The following is a 24440-nucleotide window of genomic DNA, read 5'->3' as shown; positions in this document are numbered from 1 at the left end:
AGCCATATCTCTTACAGAAAACCAATCGAAATCCAGGGGAAGGCGACTACAAAGACCAGGCCAATCAGCAGGGCCAGCATATAGCCCCAGATCGGTCGGATGCCTTCATCCGGGTTGACGCGGGCGATGGCGCAGGCGGTGTAGTAACCGACGCCGAAGGGTGGCGCGAACAGGCCCAGGCCCATGGAAAGAATCACGATCATGGCGTAGTGCACGTCATGCACTTCCATGACTCGGGCGATGGGGAAGAGTAGGGGGCCAAAGAGCACGATGGCTGGAATGCCTTCGAGCAGGCTGCCCAGGATGATGAAGGCAATTACCGACACGATCAGGAAGCCCATGCGACCACCGGGCAGGGTTTGCATGAATTGGGCCAGCTCGCGGGAGAAGCCGGATTGGGTCAAGGCCCAGGCCATGCCGGAGGCTGCGCCGATGATGATCAGGATGGCTCCCGACAGTACAGCGGTATCCACCAGCATGGGGTAGAGCTTGCGCCAGTCGAATTGGCGGTAGATGACCAGGCCCGCGATCATGGCGTAGACGATGCCGATGGTGGAGACTTCGGTTGCCGTGGCCACGCCTTTAACAACAGCAGCGCGGATGACGAAGGGCAGGGCCAGTGCAGGCAGGGCGATCAGAAAAAGCTTCAGGGCTTCTTTGGCGGGTGTGCGCTGAATGTTGGACAAGTCTTCGTGGCGATTGCGCCAGCCTACGACTACACACAGACCGATGCCCAGCACCAAGGCGGGCAACATACCGCCGGTAAACAGGGCGGCAATAGATACACTGGCAACCGAGCCAATCGTGATCAACACAATAGAAGGTGGGATGGTTTCTGTTTGCGCGCCAGTTGCGGACAGCAGGGCGACCAGTTCGCCTTCCTTGGCGCCGCGCTTGGTCATTTCCGGGAACAGCGCGGGTGCGATGGCGGCCATATCAGCAGCTTTGGAGCCGGAGATGCCGGACACCAGATACATGGCACCAATCAGCACATAAGACAGGCCACCTTTTACATGACCTAACAGGCTGGCCAGAAACTGCACCATGGCGCGTGCCATGCCGGTCATCTCCAGCAGCAGGCCCAGGAAAATAAAGGTGGGGATGGCCAGCAGCATCAGGTGCGACATGCCCTCGTCCATGCGACCAACCAGGGTCATGACGGGAACGCGGGTGGTCAGGGCCAGATAGCCCAGTGTGGCCAGGGCAAAGGTAAAGGCAATAGGTACGCTGGTCAGTACGCTGACGCCCACAATCAACACAAAGAAGATCACCAGGTTCAGGTAGCCCAGCCCTTGCAGGTAGGGCTTGATCAGCCAGACCACTAAAGCCAGAGCAAATACGCTCAAGACAGCCCAGATGGCTTTAGGCTGGCGTATTACTTCCGCCATCTTACCCAGACCAAAGATCAGCGCCAGCCCGAAACCGACCGGCAAGGCCGAGGCACGCCAGGCATTGGAGATTTCCAGGGCAGAGGTGGTGATGAAGGCCTCTTCCATCGCAAAATCAATCGCCGGGTACAGGATCAGGGCGAAGAACAGTGTGGTGGCGGTGATAGCAAAAGCGGTAAAGAAGGGCTCCCATTCGCTGCCCAGGCGCGAGACCACGGCGGTCATGCGCATATGGGAAAAGCGATACGTCGCCAGGGCGGCCCCAAAGGTGGTCAGCCACAGGAAGAGAATGCCGCCCAGCTCGTCGGACCAGGTCAGTGGTGCGTGCAATACATAGCGCGACACCACGCCCGAGAGCAAGAGAACAATGACTAAGGCCAGCAGAATCGCACTGATAAAGGCCGTCGCTTTAAACAAGCAAGTTTCAAATTTCTGCCACAGCGGTGGCTGTTCCTGTATCTGCAGGTTCTGACTGTCATTTGTCATTGTGCTGTTCCCCTGGCTTATAAACTACCGACGACGGATTCCAATTGCTCCCAACCTGCTGCCGGGAACTTCTTCTTCCATTCGGCATAGAAACCGGCATCAATCAGACGCTGCTTGAAGGCGGCGGTATCGGCCTGGACGAATTGCATGCCTTTGCCTTCCAGATCGCTTTGCAATTGCGTGGACAGGGCCAACAAGTCGGCACGTTCCTGTACGGCGCTCTGGTTCAGGTTCTTGCGCACAATTTCCTGAATGTCCTCGGGCAGGCCGTCGAAGTTGCGGCGGTTGGCCAGCAGCCAGAAACCATCCCACATATGGTTGGTCATGGCGCAGTACTGCTGCACTTCGTACAGCTTCAGGGTGGAAATCACGGCCAGCGGGTTTTCCTGGGCATCGACAATCTTGGTCTGCAAGGAGGAGTACAGCTCGTTGGCGTTGATGGTGGCCGGAGCAGCACCCAAGGAGCTGAACAGCGAGGTCCACATGGAGGAGGGCGGAACGCGAATTTTCATGCCGCTGATGTCAGCCGGAGTAGCGGCGGCGCGGCCCGAGCTGGTGATCTGGCGATAGCCGTTGTCCCAGATTTGTTCAAAGGCAAACAGGGAGCGGGTTTTGGCGATCTCGGCACGAATGAACTCGCCCAGACCGCCATCCATGGCTTTCCAGACCTGGTCGTAATCTTTGAACGCAAAGCCCAGGCCGCTGATGGCGCTGGAGGGAACCAGGGTAGAGAGCACCACACCGGACAAGCACAGGAAATCAATAGCGCCCGAGCGGATCTGGCTCATCACATCGGTCTGCGAACCCAATTGGTCCGAGGGGAAGATGCGCAGGTCAAAGCGCCCATTCGTTTGTTCCCGAATGCGGTCTGCGGCTTCAACCATGCGGATATGTAAGGGGTGATGGGTGGGCACGCTGTGCGCAATGCGATACTCGAATTCGGCAGCTTGAGCAGATTTGGAAAAGCTCAATGTCCAGGGCAGGGTGCTGCTGGCAGCAACTGTTTTCAGAAATGTGCGACGCTTCATTTTTTAATCTCCTGTGGGGTCCATTTAATGGACCTATAGATTTATGTAAGCTGACCTGCTGCATTACAAGACAGGCCTGAAATTAGGACAACCTAGTATTTTTACCTACAGGATTTACGTAAATATTTAATATACTGCCCAAAATACTTCGCTAAAGGGCGGTTCACGTATTCCAGTCTGAATCACTAAGTGGTCCAATATACGGACCTATATTATCAAGAGTGTGAAAATGGATTCCAAAGAGAGCCCAGAGTCGATTTCTTCCAGCCAAACCCTGGATAGGGCCGTGCAAGTCATGCAGGTGGTCGTAGGCCTGCGTAACCAGGGCATAGGCTTGAGTGATGTCGTGAAAAAGGTTGAGCTGACCAAGCCCACCACCCGTCGCCTGTTATTGGCTTTGATGGGCAATGGCTTGATTGAGCAGGACCCGGTATCGCGCAAATATTTTCCCGGCCCCGAGCTGTATTCCTTGGGGTTGATGGCAGCGCATCGTTTTGGCATTCAGCGCATTGCCGAACGCAGCTTGGCGCGTATTGCCAAGGTGTCGGGTGACAGCGCGCTGCTCAGCGTGCAGCGCGGCTATGAAACCGTCTGTCTGGCTCGCGAGGAAGGGCATCATCCCTTGCGCTCGCATGTGTTGCAGCCGGGGGATCGTCACCCCTTGGGTTGTGGCGCCAGTGGGATTGCATTTCTGGCGGCCATGACGGATGAGCAGATTGGCGAAGCCCTGGAGGTCAATGCCGAGCGCCTGCGCCAGTACCCCCAGTTGAGCACCGACATTCTGTGGGATCTGGTGGCCGAGACGCGTGAGCAAGGCTATGCCTTTAACCGTGGTTTTATTTTTGAAGGTTCCTGGGGGGTGGCGGTTTGCGTTTCTCATCCCACCAGTGGCATGCCGGCTTCCCTGGCCATCGCCAGTGTAGAGAGCCGCTTGCGCAACAAGCGACATGAGGAGCTGGTGGCGCTTTTGTTGGAAGAGAAGGCGTACATCGAGTCCCTGAAGATTGGGGAACAAGTTACGGGCCCTTGAGCAGCTATTTCAGCTTTTCAGGGGCGAGCGATTCATTGATCAAATTTCTACGTTCAAGGAAAACTATGTCTGGACACGCATGTATTGTGGGATGGGCACATACCCCGTTTGGAAAGCTGGATAACATCGACATTGAAGAATTGATTCAAGCCGTGGTCAGGGATTCGATTGCGCATGCCGGCATACAGGCTAGCGACATCGATTTTGCGGCCGTGGGTGTCTATAACAATGGCTTGAATCCCCAAGGGTTCGAGGCCGGATTGCTGTCCCTGCATCAGCCTGATCTGCGTTTCACACCTGCCGTGCACGTAGAAAATGCGTGCGCCACGGGTAGTGCCGCTATTCATAGCGTGATGGATGCGATTGAAAGCGGCCGTGCCCGCATTGGTATTGCTGTCGGTGCGGAAAAAATGACGGGCGTGCCTCCTAGCCGTATTCCTGAAATTCTCAGCTCCGGCTGCTATCGCAAGGAAGAGGACAATCCGCTGGGCTTTGCGGGGATTTTTGGTCAGATCACCCAGGCTTACTTTGATCGTTATGGCGACCAGAGCCACTCTTTGGCGCAGATTGCCGCCAAGAATCATGTGAATGCCCTGGCCAACCCTTACGCCCATGTGCGCCGTGATCTGGGTCTGGAGTTCTGCGATCAGGTTTCGGAAAAGAACCCTCTGGTGGCCGGCCCGCTGCGCCGCACCGACTGCTCCATGGTGTCCGACGGGGCTGCCGCGCTGATTCTGGCAGATGAAGAAACCGCCCGTGCCTTGCGCCGCGCGATTCGCTTCCGCTCCCGAGTGCAGGTCAATGATTTCATGCCTCTGTCGCGCCGCGACCCGATTGCGTTTGAAGGGGCGCATCGTGCCTGGCAGCAGGCTCTGTCGAAAGCTGGTGTCGGCATTCTGGATCTGGATCTGGTGGAAACCCACGACTGTTTTACTACCGCCGAAATGCTGGAGTACGAAGCCATGGGTCTGGCTCCGCGTGGCGAGGGCTGGAAAGTGATTCTGGAAGGTCGCACCCGTAAGGATGGTCAGTTGCCGGTGAACGTCTCCGGTGGCCTGAAAGCTCGCGGTCACCCTCTGGGCGCAACCGGTGTTTCCATGCACGTGATGGCCGCCATGCAGCTGGCTCAGGAAGCGGGTGACATGCAGTTGCCGCAGGCAGAACTGGCTGGCATCTTCAATATGGGTGGTGCGGCTGTGGCTAACTATGTGTCGATTCTGGAACGCTTGAAATGATGACAAATGCCGTAGTACAGCCCATGTCGAATCGGGCCATGAACTTGTCGCACCTGCTGACCCAGAATGCGCGTCGTCTGCCGGATCAGCCTGCGCTGATCTGGGGTGAGGAAAGCTGGGATTGGCGGGAACTGGATGCTCAGGTCTCGGCCTTGGCGGCGGGCCTGCAAGCCCGTGGCGTGCAGGCTGGCAGTGCGATTCTGGTGCACTCCAAAAACAGCAACGAGATGTTCCTCTCCATGTTTGCCGCTTTCCGTCTGGGGGCGATCTGGGTGCCGACCAACTTCCGCGTCAAGCCCGAAGAGTTGCTGCATATGGTGGAGGTGTCTGGCAGCACGGTATTCCTGTGCCAGACGGACTTTCCTGAACATGCGGAAACCGTCAGCAAGCATTTCCCGAAGATGGACTTGCTGTGGTTGCGTGGTACACCAGCACCTGCAGATTCGCGCCCCTTGGTGGCAGATCTGTTAAGGGATCATGCGGGTGCCGTTACGCCGAATGCTGATGTATTTTCCAACTCACCTTGCTGGCTGCTGTTTACCTCCGGTACGACAGGCAAGCCCAAAGCCGCCGTGTTGACGCATGGGCAAATGGCCTTTGTCCTGACCAATCATCTGGCTGATCTCTTGCCTGGTACTCGCAGCGAAGATGGTGGTCTGGTGCTGGCTCCCTTGTCGCATGGTGCAGGTGTGCATCAGTTGAATCTGGTGTTGCGTGGCGCAAAAACCGTGCTCTTGCCGGGCGACAGCCTCAGTACCGAACAAGCCTTTGCCTTGATCGAAAAGTACAAGCTCAGCACCTTGTTCACAGTACCGACGATTTTGAAGTTGCTGGCCGAGTGCCCGCATATCGATCAGTACGATCACTCCAGCCTGCGTCATGTGATCTATGCCGGTGCACCCATGTACGAGGCGGATCTGCGTCTGGCGCTGGAGAAGTTCGGTCCGGTGCTGGTGCAGTACTACGGCCTGGGCGAGGTGACGGGCAATATCACCGTGCTGCCGTCTTTTGATCATCAAGATGCCGATGGTCGTATCAGCCATCCCGCCAGTTGTGGCTACGAGCGTGCGGGCATGCAGGTGTCCATTCAGGACGAACAAGGTCGGGAAGTGGCGTATGGCGAAACTGGCGAGGTTTGCGTAATTGGCCCAGCCGTGTTTGCGGGCTATTACAACAATCCCAAGGCCAATGCCGAGTCCTTCCGCAATGGCTGGTTTCGCACGGGCGATATCGGTCATATGGACGAGCGTGGCTATGTGTACCTGACCGGGCGTGCTTCCGATATGTACATCTCGGGTGGCTCCAATATTTACCCGCGCGAGATTGAGGAATACATCCTGCTGCACGGTGCAATTACTGAAGTGGCGGTGGTGGGTGTGCCGGATCGTCAGTGGGGTGAAGTCGGAGTGGCAGTGTGTGTCTTGAAAGAAGGGGCCGCCTTGACGGAGGCTGAGCTGCGCAGTTGGCTGAGCGAGCGCATCGCTCGCTACAAAATGCCCAAGTACATCCAGTTCTGGGATTCCCTGCCCAAGTCCGGCTACGGCAAAGTGCCCAAGCGCATGGTGAAAGATGAGCTGATGAAATGTCTGCCGCAGCTGGCACAGGAGGCACCATGCTAAGAGAGGTCAAGCATCCTGGCGTTCAGCGGGCTCAGCCTTATATGCTGGCCCCTTGCCAGACGGAAAGTCATACCCAGACCTTGCGCGCCGGGCATTCCTTGCTGGATGCCTTCCGCCTGGCGGGGGAGGCACATGGTTTGTATAGCGCGGTGGGGCGTTTCAAAGGCGGGCAGTTTGCGGACCTGCATTATGTGATGCCGGCGCTGTCTTCCTCGCCCGATCATTCGGTGTACTACAGCCAGCTTTATACACACCCCGGTCCGGTTCAGATTGAGCAGGCCAGTGTGACTCTGGGGCGCAAACCAGATGGTCAGTTATGGCTGCACTGTCATGCCGCCTGGCGTGACTCTGAAGGACAGTTGCAGGCCGGGCATATTCTCCCGGACCAAACGATTTTGGGTGGTTCGCCGGAGCTGGATATTAGCTATGTCCGCGGCGCAGCCTTTGAGACTCTGCCTTGCCCGGAAACGAATTTCAGCTTGTTCACGCCTGTGGCCAGACCCGAGACCTTGTCGGCCCTGGATCAGTCTGAAAGCCCTAAAAGCTGGATTGTGACTTTGGCTCCGAATCAGAGCATCTCGGCCGTCTTGCGGGATATCTGTCAGGAGCTGGGCCTGACGCGTGCCGTCATCCGCGGTGGTGTCGGGAGTTTGGTGGGGGCAATTCTGGAACCGGAGATCGTTGTCGAGCCTTTCGTCACTGAGGTGCTGATTGAGGAAGGGCGTATTGATCTTGCTCTGCCCGCCGAGCAGCAGGTTCAGCTGGACGTGATCATTATTGATTATCAGCATGGCGTGCATCGTGGCCGTCTCAAACCGGAGGTGAACTCGGTGCTGGTGACTTTTGAAATGGTTCTGGAGGCAGCCTGATGCAACATTCCTGGATGGTAGTGACGGGGGCGGCGTCGGGTATTGGGCTGGCAACCGTCGAGCTGTTGCTGGAGCAGGGCGCGTATGTGCTGGCTCTGGATAATAATGTCGAGAAACTGGCCGCTTTGACGGAGCAGTTCAAGCACTATGGTGATCATCTGGCCGTCGAGCTGCTGGATATTACTGACGAAGCACGCATTAGCCCGTTGCTACAACGCTATCACGCCCAACGTCCTGTAGGCGGCTTGGTGAATTCTGCCGGGTTTGGACGTGATGTGACGTTTCTGGAAACGGACTCGGCCTTGCTACGGGCAACCTTCGAGGTCAATGTGCTGGCGGCTTTCAGCATCAGCCGGGAAGCGGCCTTGTTGATGCGCGAGTACAAGCAGGGCGCGATTGTACATATTTCCTCGGTGTCGGGTCTGCTTGGTAATCGTGGGCGTGCCGCCTATGGCATTACCAAGGCGGGTTTGATCAACCTGACGCAGGTCATGGCCAATGAGCTGGCCCAGGAAGGCATACGGGTGAATTGTGTGTGTCCTGGTCCGATCATGACGCCATTGGCCATGCAGGTGCACACGGAGCAGGTGCAGGAAACCTGGAAATCTGCCGTGCCCATGCATCGCTATGGCACGCCGCGTGAGGTAGCGCAGGCGATCTGCTTTTTGCTGGATACCGAAAAAACAGCCTATATGACCGGGCAGGTCATCAGCGTGGACGGTGGTTTTGTTAACACCGGCTTGCTGGCCTGAGGATGATGTGGTGATTCGAGCAGGCAGGAAAAAGGGGCTGTAAAAACAGCCCCTTTTTTTGCGCGTACCGCACTGGACGGTACGACGTCTTTCTTACATCACGCGGCTGCGGTATTCGCCAGTGCGGGTGTCGATTTCGATCTTGTCACCGATGTTGCAGAACAAAGGCACGCTGATTTCGGTGCCCGTGTTGATCTTGGCAGGCTTCAGCACTTTACCGGAGGTATCGCCTTTCACGGCAGGTTCGGTGTAGGTGATTTCGCGCACGATGATGGTGGGCAGTTCAACCGAAATAGCACGGCCTTCGTAGAAAACGGCCTCAACGGACATGTTTTCTTCCAGGTAATCCAGGGCGTCGCCCATGCTTTCAGCTTCGATTTCGTACTGGTTGTACTCTTCGTCCATGAAGACGTACATGGGGTCAGCAAAGTAGGAGTAAGTGCATTCGCGCTTTTCCAGCTGAACCACTTCAAATTTTTCGTCAGCTTTGTGCACGGCTTCGCTGTTCGAGCCGGTCAGCAGGTTCTTGAACTTCAATTTGACAACGGCGGAGTTGCGACCGGATTTGTTGTATTCCGTTTTCTGAACGACCAGAGGGTCGCCATTAACCATCGCGACGTTACCAACGCGCAGTTCTTGTGCGGTTTTCATTAAAAAAACTCCGAATGGGACAGGCTCCGCCAAACGCAGTGTCAGGGAGCTTTTAAGAGGTAATCCGTTATTTTAGCGTTTTCGGGCGACTTGGGTGTAAAAACTCAGCAAACTGCTGGCCAAATCGGCTTGTTCAGCCAGTTTTTCACTATAAGTACGGGCTTCTTGTTGCCATAGACGCAACACCTTGGGGTCCAGGCAGCGGCTCAAGGCAGTGGCGGCGCCGGCCTGATCGGCACTGCTCCAGGCCAGATGCAGGGCTTGAACCGGCTTGGGCAAATTGCCGGTATCCAGCCAGGCTTGCAGCTTGTCCAGATGGGCCTGTTCTTCCTGTACGTAAGGCTGCCACAGCATGGGCTGAGCGGCCCAGATGGCGCGTACCAGGGAGTCCTCGCCACGCACAATATTCAGCGCGCTACGCCAGAGCAGGGCATCAAAATCGGCCTGATTCACAGCGGGGATGCGCTGAACGTGCAAGTGGCCTTGCTCCAGATCCGGGATACCTTGGGCAACAGACTCGGGCACCAGCAGCAGGGTTTTCTGCTTTAGCGTGGATAGCACTTCGGGCAGGGCCAGCACGGGCGCATCGGGATAGCAGAACAGGAACATTTGCTGCATCTCGCCCTGGAGCAGGGCTTGAATGTGCTCCTGCGCCACGCCCAGACGACTCAGCATGGCCTGGTAGGCAGCATCGTCCCTTTGAAAGGCGTCGCGACGGGCCAGCAGATCGCTTTCACGCAGCAGCCCCCCTGTTTGCGGGACAAAACCGGGAAAGAAGAAATATTTGTTCGCACCACCGGCTTGTGGGGAGGGCAGGCCGTGGCAGCCCTGTACCCAGGGCTCGGCGCTCAGGTAATCCAGATTGATCCACACATGGCTATCTGCCGTCAGTTGCCGTGTCATGGCTTCGGGCGGTTCGCAGGCAAAGGCCTCGATCACGAAGGGATGTGCTGCGGGGTATTCTTGGCGCGCGTCGTGCCAATGCTCAATATCTACGCCCTGCAGTTGCTGGCTTTGCCGTTCGCTTTGAATTTCGGACTGGATACGGCTGAAGCTGTGCAGATCATCTACCCACAGGCGTAGCTGGGCGACCTCGGGTTTGGCAGCTAACTGACGGGCCAGCCGCCAGCACACGCCTATATCCCCCAGATTGTCGATAACACGGCAAAACAGGTCTATGGATACAGGTTGGGAAGCAGTAGCGGTGTTCAATTTAGTGCAGCTGTACGGGGTCCAGATCGATTTCGTCCGGCAGTTCCGGGTGCTGCATCTCGCCGTTGATGTCCGGGAAGAAGGGCGCGTTGCAATCGTCGCAGGTCTCGGTGGAGTGCAGGCCGGGCAGGCGCTGAATCTGGACCAGACCCAGGGTGCTGAGCAGGGCGGCAATCACGTCCGGAATGTCGATATGGTCGTCGCTGTGGAAAGAGGACTCGGCTTCTTCCTGGCTCAACACAGGCCAGATACAGCCATAAATCACAGTGGGCGAGGAAATGGTGCTAAAGCCCACGCGATATTCTTCGACTTGTTCTTCACCGCAAGCAACGATGACCGCACGCAAATGGTCGGGCGAGAGCTTCACGGCTGTTTGCAGCCAGGTGATACCGGCCTTCAGGGCCAGTGGGCGAATCTCGCGGTCCGACTCGCGGTTATTGACGTAATAAGCGTTGGGAGCCAGAAACTGCAGCTGGCAGCCGGTAAACAACGGCGTGACGATGGCGGAGTAACGCTCCACCCATTGCTCTACCCAGCGCAGGTGGTCGGCTTGCAGATTGTCGCTGGATTGCTGCCAGCGAAACAGGGGCTGACCGACCGGAGCCATGACGACACCAATCAGAAAGCGGGCGTCGGCCAACAGGCTGCTGGCTTCTTCGGGTTTGTTCAGTGGAGCAGGCTCCTGGCTGCGGCCCAGAGCTTGCGCAGTCAGGCTGCGCGTCCAGGCGTAAGCCTGCTGGTAGGTCTGCGGCATCTCGTCGTAATTGACCAGATTGGGCAGCAGGGCGCACATTGTGCCTTCGGCCAGAACCGTGGCGCGCAAGGCCTCTTCCAGTTCCTTGTGTTGCTGGGGTTTCAATACTCCCTGGGGCAGTTGATAGCGTGTCCAGGCGGTCAGCGGGGCCGAAAACAGCAGGGCGTCGTACAGCACACCGTCATGCTCGATTTGCTGACACTCGGCGTGGGACTCGGCCAGTTCCATCAGGATTTCGTAATGCTGGTTTTGTTGCTGGCTGCCCAGCAGTTCCAGTGTCTGTTCAACCGCTGTATTGCGGCGCCCGCTATAGAGCTTGTCCAGCAATTGAGCGGTCAGCCCTTGCCAATAGCGATCTTCGATCTGCGAGCCGGAACGTACCAGTGCGTCGGTGTAATTGATCAGACGCTGGATTTCTTTGGGTTGTTGGGCGAGCAGTTTGGAATTGAGTTGCGACATGGACATACAAAACCGAGAGAGGGACAAGCTAGTTTACCCTTTGCCACGACCGGGGTGTGTGAATGAGGGTAGCCCCTAGGGGATGGCTGGTAGAGTTCTGGTGCTTGCAAAATAGAGGCTGGCGATAATTTGTGCCTTATCAGGCATGTACGCGGGGGGCCGCCTCCATGCACCCGGTGCTTCCCCTGTGATAGCGGGGGAGGCACCGGGCCCGGTCCGATGTTGGCAGTTTGCGATCAGTACAACACGCTAGGTAGCCACAGGCCGATGCCAGGGAACAGGTACAGGATGATGATCGCCAGGATCTGGATGCCCATGAAGGGCATCATGCCCAGGAAAATCTGGTTCAGGGTGACATGGGGTGGCGAGACGCCCTTCAGGTAGAAAGCCGACATGGCAACCGGTGGTGACAGGAATGCGGTTTGCAGGTTCAGGGCGACGAGCAGGCCGAAGAACAGAGGGTCGATCTGATAGTGCGCCAGCAGTGGCAGGAAGATGGGCATGAAGATGATGATGATCTCTGTCCATTCCAGCGGCCAACCCAGCAGGAAAATAACGATCTGCGCCAGGATCATGAACTGAATGGGTGTCAGATCCATGGACAGCACCCAGCCATTGATCAGTTCCTGACCACCCAGCAGGGCAAAGGCGGCCGAGAAAATACTGGAACCGACGAACAGCCAGCAGACCATGGCACTGGTCTTGGCGCTGAGGTACACCGATTCGCGCACCATGGAGAAATTCAAGCGGCGATAGGCGAAGGCCAGCAGGATGCCGCCCAAGGCACCCAAGGCCGCCGCCTCGGTGGGAGTGCACAGGCCAACGATAATACTGCCCAGCACGGCAAGGATCAGCATGGTCAGCGGAAAGAAGGAACTGAGCAGCATCTTGAAGATTTCCAGCCGTGCGAAGTTCAGCATGGCGTAGTAGCACAACAAGGCCAGACTGCCCACGATCAGAAAGATCCAGAATGTCATTGGCGCGGCTTGGCGCTCTGCCGTAGTGGTTTCTTCGGCTGCCTCTGCTGCAGCTGCGGGAGCTTCTGCGCCCGGTTCGCTGGCACCCAGCGCCACGAGTGGCTCGCTGCCTTCAGGTTCGGATAAACCGCCAGCACCCGGAGGTTCTGCCAGCCCACCGCCACTGTAGTCACTGTCGAAGTTGTTGAAACCGCCGCCCATTTCCTGCAGCTCGTAGTGCTCGGCTACTTTGGGTGCAGTGACTGACTGATAGCTAAAGCCCATGACAGCGATGAAGATCACAGCGGGCAGCAAGGCCACGGCCAGATTCTTGACCAGCAGCTTCATGGGCACGTCGACGTTGCGAGGCCCCTTCATGGCGTTGATCAGGCCGGGTACAGCACGGTCTGTAATGGTCTCCTTGATGGTTTGTGCGAAGGCTGGCAGAGGCACGATCCGGTCTTCCGCGGAAAGCGGAGGCGCGACACTGGGCTTGAGCTTGGCCAGAATGATGACGTACACCACGTACAGGACAGCCAGCATCAGGCCGGGGAAAAAGGCCCCGGCATACAGTTTCACGACCGAGACACCCGCGACGGCGCCGTACAGGATCAGGAGTACGGAGGGGGGCAGCAAAATGCCCAGGCAGCCCCCAGCGGTAATGGAGCCAGCCGTTAGCTGCACGCTGTAACCCGCTCGCAGCATGGCGGGCATGGCCAGTAGCCCCATCAGAGTCACCACGGCCCCCACAATGCCCGTGGCCGTGGCAAAGATGGCGCAGGTGGCAATGGTGGCTACTGCCAGCGAACCTGGAATTCGTGCCATGGCCAGGTGCATGCCCTGGAACAGGCTCTGGATCAGGTTGGCGCGTTCAACCAGGTAACCCATGAAGATGAACAGAGGCACCGCAATCAGCACGTCGTTGGTCATGACGGCGTAGGTGCGCAGAACCATCAGGTCCAGGGTCTGCTGGATTGCTTGCTGCGTGCCCATGTCGCGATAGGCCAGCCAGGTAAAGATCACCCCCATCCCCATCAGGGTGAAGGCAGTGGGAAAGCCCAGCATGATGGTGACGACAATCAGGGCCAGCATGAGCAGGCCCAAATGGCCGTTGCTCATGTCTGCTGGCGCTGGCATGAAGATGGCAATGCTCAGGACAATGCCGATCAGTATGGTGAGCCCGAACCAGATTTCTTTTCTCATGTTGGACTCCCTTTCTTGCCGTCGCCTGTGACAAAGGCATCCAGTTTCTCAATGTCATCGCTTTTGACGTCCACCATATCCATGAGCTTGTCGACATCGACTTCCTCAACGTCCTTGTCGCGCGAAGGCCATTTTCCGTCTCGCAAGCAGCGTACGCAGTACACCATTTCCACGAAGCTTTGCAGCAGAAGGCAGAAACCGGCCAGCGGGATGATGGCCTTGAACGGGTAGATGGGCGGTCCGTTTGCCGTGATATTGGAGTGCTCCGTGATGGCCCAGGACTCGGCTGCGAAGTAGTAACCGGCCCAGAACATGGCGACCACACCAGGGATGAAGAACAGGATGTACAGGATCAGATCCAGGGCTGCCTGCAGACGGGGTGGAAAAAAGCCGTACAGCACATCCCCGCGCACATGGCCGTTCTTGGAGAGCGTGTAGGCACCGGCCATCATGAACAGGCCACCGTACAGCATGTTCATCATGTCAAAGGCCCAGGCGTGTGGGTTGGAGAGTACGTATCGAGAGAAGACCTCGAAGGAAACGAACAGGGTCAATGCCAGGACTAGCCAGCCGAACAACTGGCCTATCCACGTATTGAACCGGTCGATAAAGACCAGAATTTTCTGCATGGTAGGTTCACCTTGCTAGCGCGGAAAGGGTCTGATGCGTGTCGGCTGCGGCTTGGGGCGCGGCCGGCCTGGAGTGGGGAAGGAGACGTCATCCACATCCGGCTGGATGGGATGACGCAGTGCAATTGCCGTTAGGGGTCAGCTCTTGGCTTGGGGGGCCTTGCGACCGAAGTAGTGGTTGTAGGCCATACGGCGGTTATTGTTGGTATCCATGTCCCACGCCATGGCGCGTGCCGCGAACGCTCGTTGCGATGCGTCGATTTCCTTGAAAAGGGGGTTGGTCTCGGCCTTCTTGGCAACGATCTGGTCCCACACGACCAGTTGTTGCTGCAGGATGGTGTCGGGCGTTTTGTAGAATTTGACGCCGTCTTCCTTTTGCAGGCGTTGGTAGTCCTGCGAGTAACGGTCCACCGCCTTCCAGGACATGTCGGCCGATGCGGCCTCCACGGCGTTGTCGACGATGGCTTTCAGCTGTGTCGGCAAGGCGTTGTACTTGTCCTTGTTGAACATGATCTCGAAGGTTTCCGAGGCCTGGTGAAAGCTTTGCAACATGCAGACCTTGGACACGTCCGGAAAGCCCAGAGCGCGGTCCGAGGCGGCGTTGTTGAACTCCGCACCATCGAGCAGGCCGCGGTCCAGTGCCGGAACAATTTCACCGCCCGGCAAAGCATTGACGGCCGCGCCCATTTCAGTGAACAGGTCGATAGCCAGGCCATTGGTGCGGAACTTCAGACCCTTGAGATCTTCAGTCTTGGTGATAGGTTTTTTGAACCAGCCGAACGGTTGCGTGGGCATCGGGCCGGTCAGGAAGGAGACGACATTGCCACCGATGGCATCGTACAGCTTGGCCAGCAACTCCTTGCCGCCGCCGTATTTGTGCCATGCCAGCACCATATTGGCGTCCATGCCGAAGGCCGGTCCTGACGAAAACAAGGCCAGGGCGTTCTGCTTGCCGTAGTTGTAACCCAGCACGCCGTGGCCCCCGTCCAGCGTTCCCTTGGAGACGGCATCCAGCAGGCCAAAGGCCGGTACAACAGCCCCTGCGGGCAAAACTTCGATTTTCAGATCTCCACCGGTCATGTCGTTGATCTTCTTGGCGAAATCAAGAGCGAATTCGTGGAAGATGTCGACGGTGGGCCAAGTGCTTTGGAAGCGGAAGTTGATGGGACCCTGCGCGCGAGCGATGGCAGGAAAGCCCATCGTTGCTGCAGCCGCGGTGCCGGCTGCAGCACCGCTCAGGAACTTGCGCCGGGATGCGCCAGTTTGTGCTTGAGGCGCGGTGCTTTTTTTGATCCTGTTTCTCATGAGGTGTGTCTCCGAAGTGGCTGTAAGCGTTCGAGAGCAAACTGCAGCAATCTGATGTGTTTTCAGCTTTATTTCAGTCTTCTTTCAGTTTGCTTTCAGCTTTATATGCGATTCGAACACTGGCCGTACATAAGGAGTAACCACAATGATGATAGGGGTATACCCGTGGGCAGATAAGCGTGAGTGTGTGCACCTTTAGCGACGGGTGGGCTGTGCTGAACAGGCTTTCTACAGGCCTCTTGAGAGGAAAGTCATTTCAAACAGGCAAAGAAAAACGCCTTCGCCGCATGAAGCGGCGAAGGCGTTTTTTGCAAGCGCTAGGGCTTACAGACCTACGGAGTCAGCAATTTCCTTGAACTCTTCGATCTGGTCGAAGTTCATGTAGCGATAGATGTCTTCGCTATTGGCTTGCAGAACGCCCATGTCGGCCAGGTACTCTTCGCGGGTCGGGATGCGGCCCAGACGCGAGCAGATGGCAGCCAGTTCAGCCGAACCCAGGAACACGTTGGTGTTCTTGCCCAGACGGTTGGGGAAGTTACGGGTGCTGGTGGACATGACGGTGGCGCCTTCGCGAACCTGTGCCTGGTTACCCATGCACAGCGAGCAACCGGGCATTTCCATACGAGCACCAGCTACGCCCAGAACGCCGTAGTGGCCTTCTTCGCTCAGCTGTTGCTGGTCCATCTTGGTCGGAGGAGCGACCCACAGACGGGTTGGAATGTCGCGCTTGCCTTCCAGCAGCTTGGAAGCGGCACGGAAGTGACCGATGTTGGTCATGCAGCTACCGATAAACACTTCGTCGATCACGGTGCCGGACACGTCGGACAGCGTCTTCACGTCGTCTGGGTCGTTCGGGCAAGCCACGATAGGTTCGTGGATTTCAGCCAGATCGATGTCGATCACAGCGGCGTATTCAGCGTCTGCATCGGGCTCCAGCAGTTCCGGGTTGGCCAGCCAGGCTTCCATGCCCTTGATACGACGGGAGATAGTGCGCTCGTCTTCGTAGCCATTGGCAATCATCCACTTGAGCAGCGTGATGTTGCTGTTCAGGTATTCGATGATGGGCTCTTTGCTCAGGCGCACGGTACATGCAGCAGCGGAGCGCTCGGCCGAAGCGTCGGACAGCTCGAAAGCCTGTTCGATCTTCAGGTTGGGCAGACCTTCGATTTCCAGAATGCGACCGGAGAAGATGTTCTTCTTGCCGGCTTTCTCGACGGTCAGCAAGCCTTGCTTGATGGCGTACAGAGGAATGGCGTTAACCAGGTCACGCAGGGTGACGCCGGGCTGCATTTCGCCCTTGAAGCGCACCAGCACGGATTCTGGCATGTCCAGAGGCATCACACCGGTAGCAGCGGCAAAGGCCACCAGACCGGAACCAGCGGGGAAGCTGATGCCGATAGGGAAACGGGTGTGCGAGTCGCCGCCAGTGCCCACGGTATCGGGCAACAACATGCGGTTCAGCCAGGAGTGGATGATACCGTCGCCTGGACGCAGGGAAACACCACCGCGTGTGCTGATGAAAGCAGGCAGTTCGTGGTGAGTTTTAACGTCAACAGGTTTGGGGTAAGCGGCGGTGTGGCAGAAGGACTGCATTACCAGATCGGACGAAAAGCCCAGGCAAGCCAGGTCTTTCAGTTCGTCGCGAGTCATTGGGCCAGTCGTGTCCTGGCTGCCAACGGTAGTCATGCGTGGTTCGCAGTAGGTACCGGGACGCACGCCCTGGCCTTCAGGCAGACCGCAAGCACGGCCAACCATCTTCTGGGCCAGGGAGAAGCCTTTACCGGAGTCGGCAGGGCTTTGTGGCAGGCGGAACAGGGTGGTTGGGGGCAGACCCAGTGCTTCGCGAGCACGGGTGGTCAGGCCACGGCCAATGATCAGGGGAATACGGCCACCGGCGCGCACTTCGTCAAACAGGACGTCGGACTTGACCTGGAATTCGGAGATCAGTTCGCCATTCTTGAAGGCCTTGCCTTCGTAGGGACGCAGTTCCACCACGTCGCCCATTTCCATTTTGGAAACGTCCAGTTCGATAGGCAAAGCGCCGGCATCTTCCATGGTGTTGTAGAAGATGGGAGCAATCTTGCTGCCCAGACACACGCCACCAAAGCGCTTGTTGGGAACGAAAGGAATGTCTTCGCCGGTGAACCACAACACGGAGTTGGTGGCCGATTTACGCGAAGAACCGGTACCGACCACGTCGCCCACGTAGGCAACCAGGTGGCCCTTTTCTTTCAGGGATTCGATAAAGCTGACAGGACCTTTCTTGCCGGGCTCTTCAGGTTCGATACCTGGGCGCGGGTTCTTCAGCATGGCCAGAGCGTGCAGCGGAATGTCCGGGCGGCTCCAGGCGTCAGGGGCGGGGGACAGATCGTCCGTGTTGGTCTCGCCGGTGACTTTGAAAACGGTCACGGTCAGGCTTTCTGGAACTTCAGGACGGCTGGTGAACCACTCGCCGTCGGCCCAGCTTTGCAGCACTTCTTTTGCAAAGGCATTGCCCTTTTCGGCTTTTTCCTGAACATCGTGGAAAGAGTCAAACATCAACAGGGTGTTTTTCAGGCCGTTGGCGGCGATCTGGCCCAGTTCAGGCGAATCCAGCAGATCGATCAGCGGGCTGATGTTGTAGCCACCCAGCATGGTTCCCAGCAGCTCAGTGGCACGCTCGCGGCTGATCAAAGCACAGGTTTCTGTGCCCAGCGCGATGGCGGCCAGGTAGGAGGCTTTCACTTTGGCAGCATCGTCCACACCGGCGGGGACGCGGTGCGTCAGCAGGTCGACCAGAAATGCTTCCTCACCGGCAGGTGGGTTCTTGATGAGCTCGATCAGCTCGGCGGTCTGCTGAGCCGACAAAGGCAGCGGGGGAATGCCCAGAGCAGCGCGCTCGGCAACATGTTCGCGGTAAGAGTCCAGCATAGTGCGGGTGCCTATCGGTAAATGGTTGATATGAAAATGCAATAAATCGCGTGTTGCCCCAATTGTAATTTGAAGCGCGCAGCGAAGCAATGGTCTTATATCTTATATAAGACTTACGGGAACCTGAATATTGCCGGGCTCAGGCCAGCAAGTCGGCGTATTCAGGGTGGCGGCGGAAATAGACCACGGCATAGCTGCAAACGGGGCGCACTTTCCACTGTTGGTTTTTTGCCGTTTCCAATGCGAAGCGGGTCAGTTGCCCCGCAATGCCGCGGCCTTCCAGCTCGGGCGGCACACGGGTGTGGGTGATGCTCATGACAGCATCGTCCAGTTCGTATTCGATCACGCTGCGGCGGTTTTCAATGTCGCAGTAAAACAGACGCGCTTGCGGGTCGTGGTGGATCTCGGTAGTCATGGCAGACTCCTTCAAGTGGGGTTGGAGTGCAGGGCGATCAGAATCCAAACAGCCAGCATGGCGATCATGCCCAGAAAGCAGCCGCCCCACAGCCCCATCAGGGGCCATTTGATGCCCATGGGGACATCATCGGGTTGCACGTGCTTGAGTAGCCGGTTGGCATTGCCAAACAGCGAGTTTTGGCGTTTGGGGAAATTCAGACGTAAAAAATAATCCAGCAGTACGCCTGCCTTCAGCGAAAAACTGAGTTTTTCCCAGGGGTACTGATCCAGATAAGGGTGACGCAACACCTGGTTGCTGCGGCGCAGATTGAAAAGCAGTAAATAAGCGCCGGAGACCAGACTGGTCAAGGCACAGGCAATCATCAAGGTGCCGGCCAGCGGCAGGGCGTAGCGTACAAATTCAGAGAGCATTGAAGTCACCAGCAAGACGGCCCCGCGTGCGCAATGCAGCGGGGCCGTGTGGGTTAGATCACAGGCAAATAATAGCCCAGGATCTGTGACTTATGGGCGCTGATCCAGAGGCACAAAGCTCTGGTTTTCAGGGCCAATGTAGTTGGCGGTAGGACGAATAATCTTGTTGTCCACGCGCTGCTCAATGATGTGAGCCGCCCAGCCAGCCGTACGCGCGATCACGAACAAAGGCGTGAACATGGCAGTAGGCACACCCATGGTGTGGTAGGACACGGCCGAGAACCAGTCCAGGTTGGGGAACATTTTCTTCACTTCCCACATCACGCTTTCCAGACGTTCGGCAATGTCGAACATGCGGGTGTTGCCATCGGCTACGGCCAGCTCTTTGGCCACCGATTTGATCACTTCGTTGCGTGGGTCGGAGATGGTGTAGACAGGGTGACCGAAGCCAATAATGACTTCCTTGTTTTCCACGCGCTTGCGGATGTCTTCTTCAGCCTGATCGGGGTTCTCGTAGCGCTTCTGGATTTCAAAAGCCACTTCGTTGGCACCGCCGTGCTTGGGACCGCGCAGGGCGCCGATCGCACCAGCAATCGCGGAGTAGAAGTCCGAACCCGTACCGGCGATAACGCGGCTGGTAAAGGTGGAGGCGTTGAACTCGTGCTCGGCGTACAGGTTCAGCGAGACATGCATGGCTTTTTCCCACTCGGCCGATGGCTTCTCACCATGCAGCAGGTGCAGGAAGTGCGCGCCGATACTGTCGTCGTCGGTCTGTACGTCGATCATCTCGCCGTTGTGGCTGTAGTGGTACCAGTACAGCAGGGCCGAACCCAGGCAAGCCATCAGACGGTCGGCGATGTCGCGTGCGTCGGGCAGGTTGTGGTCGTCTTTTTCAGGCAGCACGCAGCCCAGAACCGACACGGCAGTACGCATCACGTCCATGGGGTGGCTGTGGGCAGGCAGGGTTTCCAGCGCGGTTTGCAGGGCCAGAGGCAGGCCACGCAGACGCTTGAGCTTTTGTTTGTACGCGCGCAGTTCGTCGCGGTTGGGCAATTTGCCGTGGATCAGCAAATGAGCCACTTCTTCAAATTCGCAAGCCTGGGCCAGGTCCAAGATATCGTAGCCGCGGTAGTGCAGATCATTGCCACTGCGACCGACCGTGCACAAGGCGGTATTGCCTGCAACAACGCCAGACAGGGCAACAGATTTCTTGGGCTTGAAGCCAGTGCTAGGGGTGTTCTCAGTACTGCTCATAAAGGTCTCCTGGTTGCTGGGCAGCCAGCACGAGGCTGGCTGCTGAATGGGGTTTTACCCGCGCGACGGCCCAGTCAAGGGGCCGGGCGGGAGCCTGTGGTGGCTCAGGACTTCTTGTTTTTCTGGAACAGCTTGTCGAGGCTTTGCTCGTAAGCATGGTAGCCGATACGATCGTACAGTTCTTCACGAGTCTGCATCAAATCGATGACATTTTTTTGATGTCCGTCACGACGGATCGCCTGGTAGACAGTTTCGGCGGCCTTGTTCATGGCGCGGAAGGCAGACAGGGGGTAGAGCACCATGGCGACATTGGCCGAAGCCAGCTCTTCCACCGTGAACAATGGGGTTTGGCCGAATTCGGTAATGTTGGCCAGCACGGGGACATCCAGCGTTTCGGTAAAGCGACGGTAGGTGTCCAGGTCGTAGCAAGCTTCAGCAAAAATGCCGTCTGCACCTGCTTCCACGCAAGCCTGGGCACGTTCCAGAGCAGCGTCCACGCCTTCGACGGCAATCGCGTCTGTACGAGCCATGATGAAGAACTCGGGATCGGTACGGGCGTCAACAGCGGCTTTCACGCGGTCGGCCATTTCACCAGTGCTGACGATTTCTTTGCCGGGGCGGTGACCGCAACGCTTGGCGCCAACCTGATCTTCAATGTGGCAAGCGGCAGCGCCGAACTTGATCAGGCTTTTGATCGTGCGGGCAATGTTGAAGGCCGAAGCGCCAAAGCCGGTATCAATGTCCACCATCAAAGGCAGATCGCACACATCGGTAATGCGACGAATGTCGGTCAGCACGTCGTCCAGCGTGTTAATGCCCAGATCAGGCAAGCCCAAAGAGCCAGCCGCGACACCGCCACCCGACAAGTAGATGGCGCGGTAGCCGGCGCGTTGGGCCAGCAAAGCGTGGTTGGCGTTGATGGCGCCGATGATTTGCAAAGGCTGTTCTTCACGCAGGGCCTGGCGGAAACGGGCGCCTGCCGATGTCAGTTGGTTTTGGCTCATTTGGGGCTCCAGATCACAAGATATAAAAATGTCGTCAGCGTAGTGCTGCGATGGGTTGGTTCTACTAAAGCAAATGCTGTGCCAAGTTCAAATATGGGGGCGATGAAAAGCCTGAACCCAGAGGAGGCGGGGATTTCTCGCGTGGAGCGATGTCGTCGCTCCCTTCCAGGAATATTGTCTTTTTCTGTTTTGTGTTTCAATATTGAAACGTAATTTGAAACAGTGTCGCATTATTGAAGCCCGGGTGAAACCATATGCCTTATCCTTCCTCCCCGCCTGCGCGTCTGCGTCTGGTAGCTTTTGGCCTGCATGGACTGCGTTCTCTATTGGAAGAGCTGGTGCCGCAGTTTCGCGCCCAGGCCGAAATACTGATTGTGGACAAAGCCTATGGCGAGGCCGTGGAGGCCGTGCAGGTTTTGCGACAAACAGGCGAAATTGACGTGCTGGTGTCTGCCGGTTCCAACGGCAGTTATTTGCGCGAACACCTGGACTTGCCAGTGGTGTTGGTCCATCCCGGTGGCTTCGACATTATGGGCAGTCTGGCCTCGGCACAGGCAGAGCGCAAAGCCGTGGTGACTTATGGCGAAATGCCGCTGGAGCTACTGGAGTTCGTGCAGCGTTTTGATCTGCCTGTGGAGCTACGTAGCTATCGCAGTGAAGCCGACGCCCGTAGCTGTGTCCAGGATTTGAAAGAACTGGGCGTGGAGTGGGTGCTGGCACCCGGTCTGGTGGTGGATCTGGCGCGCGAGAATCAGATGGAAGGCGTGTTGCTGTACTCACAAGGAGCGGTGCGACAGGCTCTGGAATCCGCTATCGAACTGGCTCGCGTGGCTCGCGCTGAGGCCGCTCGCCGGGATCGCTTGAATACGATTCTGGCGCAGTTGCGTGACGGCGTGGTGTCAGTGGACAGGGACGAGCGGATTGAAACCGTGAACCCGGCGATGGAAGCCTGGTTGGGCCAACCGGCTCAAGCCATGATTGGCCGTCGTTTGGGTTCCTTGTATCCCGAGCTGGATCTGGCTGGCACGCTGCGCAGTCTGGAAGTGCAGTTGGATACGGTGCAGCAAGTAGGTGGCCGTACCGCGATCGTGACCCGCATGCCGATTCTGGAGCAGGGGCGCTTGAGCGGGGCAGTGCTACTTTGCCAGGACCCGGCAGCGATTCAACGACTGGACCGCAGCTTGCGTTCACGCAGTCAGCAAGCCGCATCGCGTCATGCCCGTTACGAGCTATCTGATCTGGTGGGGCAAAGCTCGCCCATGCGCAAGCTGCGTGCTCAAGCCCAGGCTTGCGCTCAAAGTACAGCCACAACCTTGATTATTGGTGAAAGCGGCACAGGCAAGGAATTGCTGGCTCAAGGCATTCACAGCGCCAGCGCCAGACGCGCGCAACCCTTTGTGGCCGTGAACTGCGCGGCTTTCCCGGACAGCCTGTTGGAAAGCGAGTTGTTCGGGTATGTGGAGGGGGCATTTACCGGCTCCAGTCGAGGTGGCAAGGTGGGGCTGGTGGAAGCGGCTCACACCGGCACCCTGTTTCTGGACGAGATCGGCGAAATGCCCTTGCCGCTACAAACCCGTTTACTGCGTGTGCTGCAAGAAAAAGAAGTGCTGCGTATCGGGGCGATTGAGCCAACGCCGGTGGATGTGCGCGTGATTGCGGCTACTCACCGCGATCTGGCCGCGCAGGTTAAAGAAGGCGTGTTCCGCCAGGATCTGTTTTATCGACTGAACATCCTGGTGCTGCGTTTGCCGCCTTTGCGTCTGCGCACGCAGGACTTGCCGGAGTTGGTGGAGCATTTATTGGCCAAGGTTGCCCAACGTCTGGGTGGTGCAATCACGCTCAACTCGCAGTGGATGGCGGAGCTGCTCGAACTAGGCCGCCACTACACATGGCCGGGCAATATTCGCGAACTGGAAAACTTGATTGAACGTTTGATGGTGTTGGGCACAGTGCAAGGGGATCAGGCTGTGGTGCTGGAAGATATTGCGCCTGAGTTGCGGGCCGTGGTGAGCGAGCCCGCCTTGCCAGCCTTGCGTGATCAGCAGGAGCGCAGTGAACAAGAGCATTTGGCCAAAGTACTGGAAGAGTGTGGTGGCAACCGCGCCTTGGCGGCACAGCGGCTGGGGATTAGCCGTAGTACCTTGTGGCGGAAGTTGCGTAAAACGGAGTAGCTATCGGGTCGCTCCTGTGCTCGGAAACGATAAATTGATACGTCAGCTCATTATGAATGAGAATCATTGTTATTATGTCGGCTTTCATTCTTTTGCAGCTTGTTCCGTATGCCCCGATCATCCGCGCCCAAGAAAACGTGGCTCGCTCATTACATTGAGCTGGTTGCGGCGTGGCGTCGGAAGGCACCTCATGAAGATAGCGAAGACGCTATGCAGGATGCAGCGCTGCGCTTATTGGAAAATGCTGCGGCTACGGTTGACAATCCGCGCGCGTATCTGAAGCGCAGCACCGCCAACGGCGTTATTGACCGTTATCGCCGCCAGGCGATTTTGCCTACCACTCCTTTGCACGAACTGGACGAGCATGAGCATCCGCAGGCCCCGGAGTTGGAGTCGGAGTTGGTCTCGCGGCAAATGCTGGCAGACTTGAAAAGCGCTCTGAATGAGTTGCCTTTGGTGTGTCAGCAGGTCTATGTGCGTCATCGCATTGAAGGCTGGACGCATGCGGAGATCGCGAGTGCCATGGGCATTTCCCGCTCGGTCGTCGAAAAGCACATGAGCCGCACGCTGCGCCATTTGAATAAAAAGTTACAGAAATATGCCTCTTGAACCGACAAATTGTTCGGGTCTTGCCCCTTCTCGAACGTCTATAGGTATGAAGGGGTATATTTCCATGCGGCTGCTTTGTTGTGCAGCT

At 57.3% G+C, this 24440-nt stretch carries 20 protein-coding genes; 7 read left to right on the top strand and 13 right to left on the bottom strand.

The window, feature by feature from the left end:
• Positions 1-11 precede the first annotated feature (11 nt).
• Both M2Q46_RS08895 and M2Q46_RS08890 read right to left on the bottom strand, forming a co-directional pair.
• Positions 12-1874: a TRAP transporter large permease subunit gene (locus M2Q46_RS08895; protein WP_060185711.1), complete on the bottom strand. Its 1863-nt coding sequence runs from the start codon at positions 1872-1874 to the stop codon at positions 12-14.
• Between the two features lie 17 nt (positions 1875-1891).
• Positions 1892-2902, bottom strand: coding sequence for a TRAP transporter substrate-binding protein (locus tag M2Q46_RS08890; protein ID WP_302357091.1), 1011 nt, complete (start codon positions 2900-2902; stop codon positions 1892-1894).
• A 229-nt stretch (positions 2903-3131) separates the two neighbouring features.
• Between M2Q46_RS08890 and M2Q46_RS08885 the strand changes: the two genes are divergently transcribed.
• From M2Q46_RS08885 to M2Q46_RS08865, 5 genes are all read left to right on the top strand, one after another.
• The gene (locus M2Q46_RS08885; protein WP_302357090.1) at positions 3132-3932 is read left to right on the top strand and encodes an IclR family transcriptional regulator; all 801 of its coding nucleotides are present in this window, start codon (positions 3132-3134) and stop codon (positions 3930-3932) included.
• Between the two features lie 65 nt (positions 3933-3997).
• Complete coding sequence (locus tag M2Q46_RS08880) at positions 3998-5167, top strand: acetyl-CoA acetyltransferase (RefSeq protein ID WP_083054018.1); 1170 nt, start codon at positions 3998-4000, stop codon at positions 5165-5167.
• Positions 5164-6786 (top strand): acyl-CoA synthetase, encoded by a 1623-nt coding sequence (locus tag M2Q46_RS08875; RefSeq protein ID WP_367997720.1) that lies wholly within the window; start codon positions 5164-5166, stop codon positions 6784-6786. The genes M2Q46_RS08880 and M2Q46_RS08875 overlap by 4 nt, the downstream gene beginning before the upstream one ends.
• Positions 6780-7655, top strand: coding sequence for a hypothetical protein (locus M2Q46_RS08870; RefSeq protein WP_302357089.1), 876 nt, complete (start codon positions 6780-6782; stop codon positions 7653-7655). Before M2Q46_RS08875 ends, M2Q46_RS08870 begins: the two co-directional genes overlap by 7 nt.
• Positions 7655-8407 (top strand): SDR family NAD(P)-dependent oxidoreductase, encoded by a 753-nt coding sequence (locus M2Q46_RS08865; RefSeq protein ID WP_302357087.1) that lies wholly within the window; start codon positions 7655-7657, stop codon positions 8405-8407. The genes M2Q46_RS08870 and M2Q46_RS08865 overlap by 1 nt, the downstream gene beginning before the upstream one ends.
• A gap of 93 nt (positions 8408-8500) precedes the next feature.
• On the opposite strand, the gene efp is transcribed toward M2Q46_RS08865, so the two are convergent.
• From efp to prpB, 11 genes are all read right to left on the bottom strand, one after another.
• The gene (efp, locus tag M2Q46_RS08860; RefSeq protein ID WP_003802564.1) at positions 8501-9058 is read right to left on the bottom strand and encodes an elongation factor P; all 558 of its coding nucleotides are present in this window, start codon (positions 9056-9058) and stop codon (positions 8501-8503) included.
• 72 nt (positions 9059-9130) lie between these two features.
• Positions 9131-10270 (bottom strand): elongation factor P maturation arginine rhamnosyltransferase EarP, encoded by a 1140-nt coding sequence (earP, locus tag M2Q46_RS08855; protein WP_302357086.1) that lies wholly within the window; start codon positions 10268-10270, stop codon positions 9131-9133.
• 1 nt (position 10271) lies between these two features.
• Positions 10272-11483 carry a DUF2863 family protein gene (locus M2Q46_RS08850; protein WP_009457724.1) on the bottom strand — a complete coding sequence of 404 codons (1212 nt, stop codon included), beginning with the start codon at positions 11481-11483 and terminating at the stop codon, positions 10272-10274.
• A gap of 236 nt (positions 11484-11719) precedes the next feature.
• Positions 11720-13642: a TRAP transporter large permease subunit gene (locus M2Q46_RS08845; RefSeq protein ID WP_060185716.1), complete on the bottom strand. Its 1923-nt coding sequence runs from the start codon at positions 13640-13642 to the stop codon at positions 11720-11722.
• On the bottom strand, positions 13639-14271 hold the full coding sequence (locus M2Q46_RS08840; RefSeq protein ID WP_009457722.1) for a TRAP transporter small permease subunit: 633 nt from the start codon (positions 14269-14271) through the stop codon (positions 13639-13641). The genes M2Q46_RS08845 and M2Q46_RS08840 overlap by 4 nt, the downstream gene beginning before the upstream one ends.
• 138 nt (positions 14272-14409) lie before the next feature.
• The gene (locus tag M2Q46_RS08835) at positions 14410-15576 is read right to left on the bottom strand and encodes a TRAP transporter substrate-binding protein (protein WP_009457721.1); all 1167 of its coding nucleotides are present in this window, start codon (positions 15574-15576) and stop codon (positions 14410-14412) included.
• A gap of 324 nt (positions 15577-15900) precedes the next feature.
• Positions 15901-18486: a bifunctional aconitate hydratase 2/2-methylisocitrate dehydratase gene (gene acnB / locus M2Q46_RS08830; protein ID WP_022983544.1), complete on the bottom strand. Its 2586-nt coding sequence runs from the start codon at positions 18484-18486 to the stop codon at positions 15901-15903.
• A 139-nt stretch (positions 18487-18625) separates the two neighbouring features.
• Positions 18626-18901: a GNAT family N-acetyltransferase gene (locus M2Q46_RS08825; RefSeq protein WP_009457716.1), complete on the bottom strand. Its 276-nt coding sequence runs from the start codon at positions 18899-18901 to the stop codon at positions 18626-18628.
• A gap of 11 nt (positions 18902-18912) precedes the next feature.
• Positions 18913-19314, bottom strand: coding sequence for a hypothetical protein (locus M2Q46_RS08820; protein ID WP_035270831.1), 402 nt, complete (start codon positions 19312-19314; stop codon positions 18913-18915).
• A gap of 90 nt (positions 19315-19404) precedes the next feature.
• Entirely contained in the window at positions 19405-20568 is a 1164-nt protein-coding gene (gene prpC, locus M2Q46_RS08815; RefSeq protein WP_009457712.1) for a 2-methylcitrate synthase, read from the bottom strand.
• Positions 20569-20672: 104 nt separating this feature from the next.
• Positions 20673-21572 carry a methylisocitrate lyase gene (gene prpB, locus M2Q46_RS08810; protein ID WP_083054012.1) on the bottom strand — a complete coding sequence of 300 codons (900 nt, stop codon included), beginning with the start codon at positions 21570-21572 and terminating at the stop codon, positions 20673-20675.
• Between the two features lie 254 nt (positions 21573-21826).
• On the opposite strand from prpB, the gene prpR reads away from it, so the two are divergent.
• Complete coding sequence (prpR, locus tag M2Q46_RS08805) at positions 21827-23743, top strand: propionate catabolism operon regulatory protein PrpR (protein ID WP_239055240.1); 1917 nt, start codon at positions 21827-21829, stop codon at positions 23741-23743.
• 108 nt (positions 23744-23851) lie between these two features.
• Positions 23852-24352, top strand: coding sequence for a sigma-70 family RNA polymerase sigma factor (locus M2Q46_RS08800; protein WP_035270828.1), 501 nt, complete (start codon positions 23852-23854; stop codon positions 24350-24352).
• The last annotated feature ends 88 nt before the right edge of the window (positions 24353-24440 follow it).

The organism is Alcaligenes sp. YSL9, assembly GCF_030515105.1.
Classification (GTDB): Bacteria; Pseudomonadota; Gammaproteobacteria; order Burkholderiales; family Burkholderiaceae_B; genus Alcaligenes; species Alcaligenes phenolicus.
Note: the sequence above shows the minus strand (reverse complement) of the source record. Positions and strands in the feature narration are given on the sequence as shown.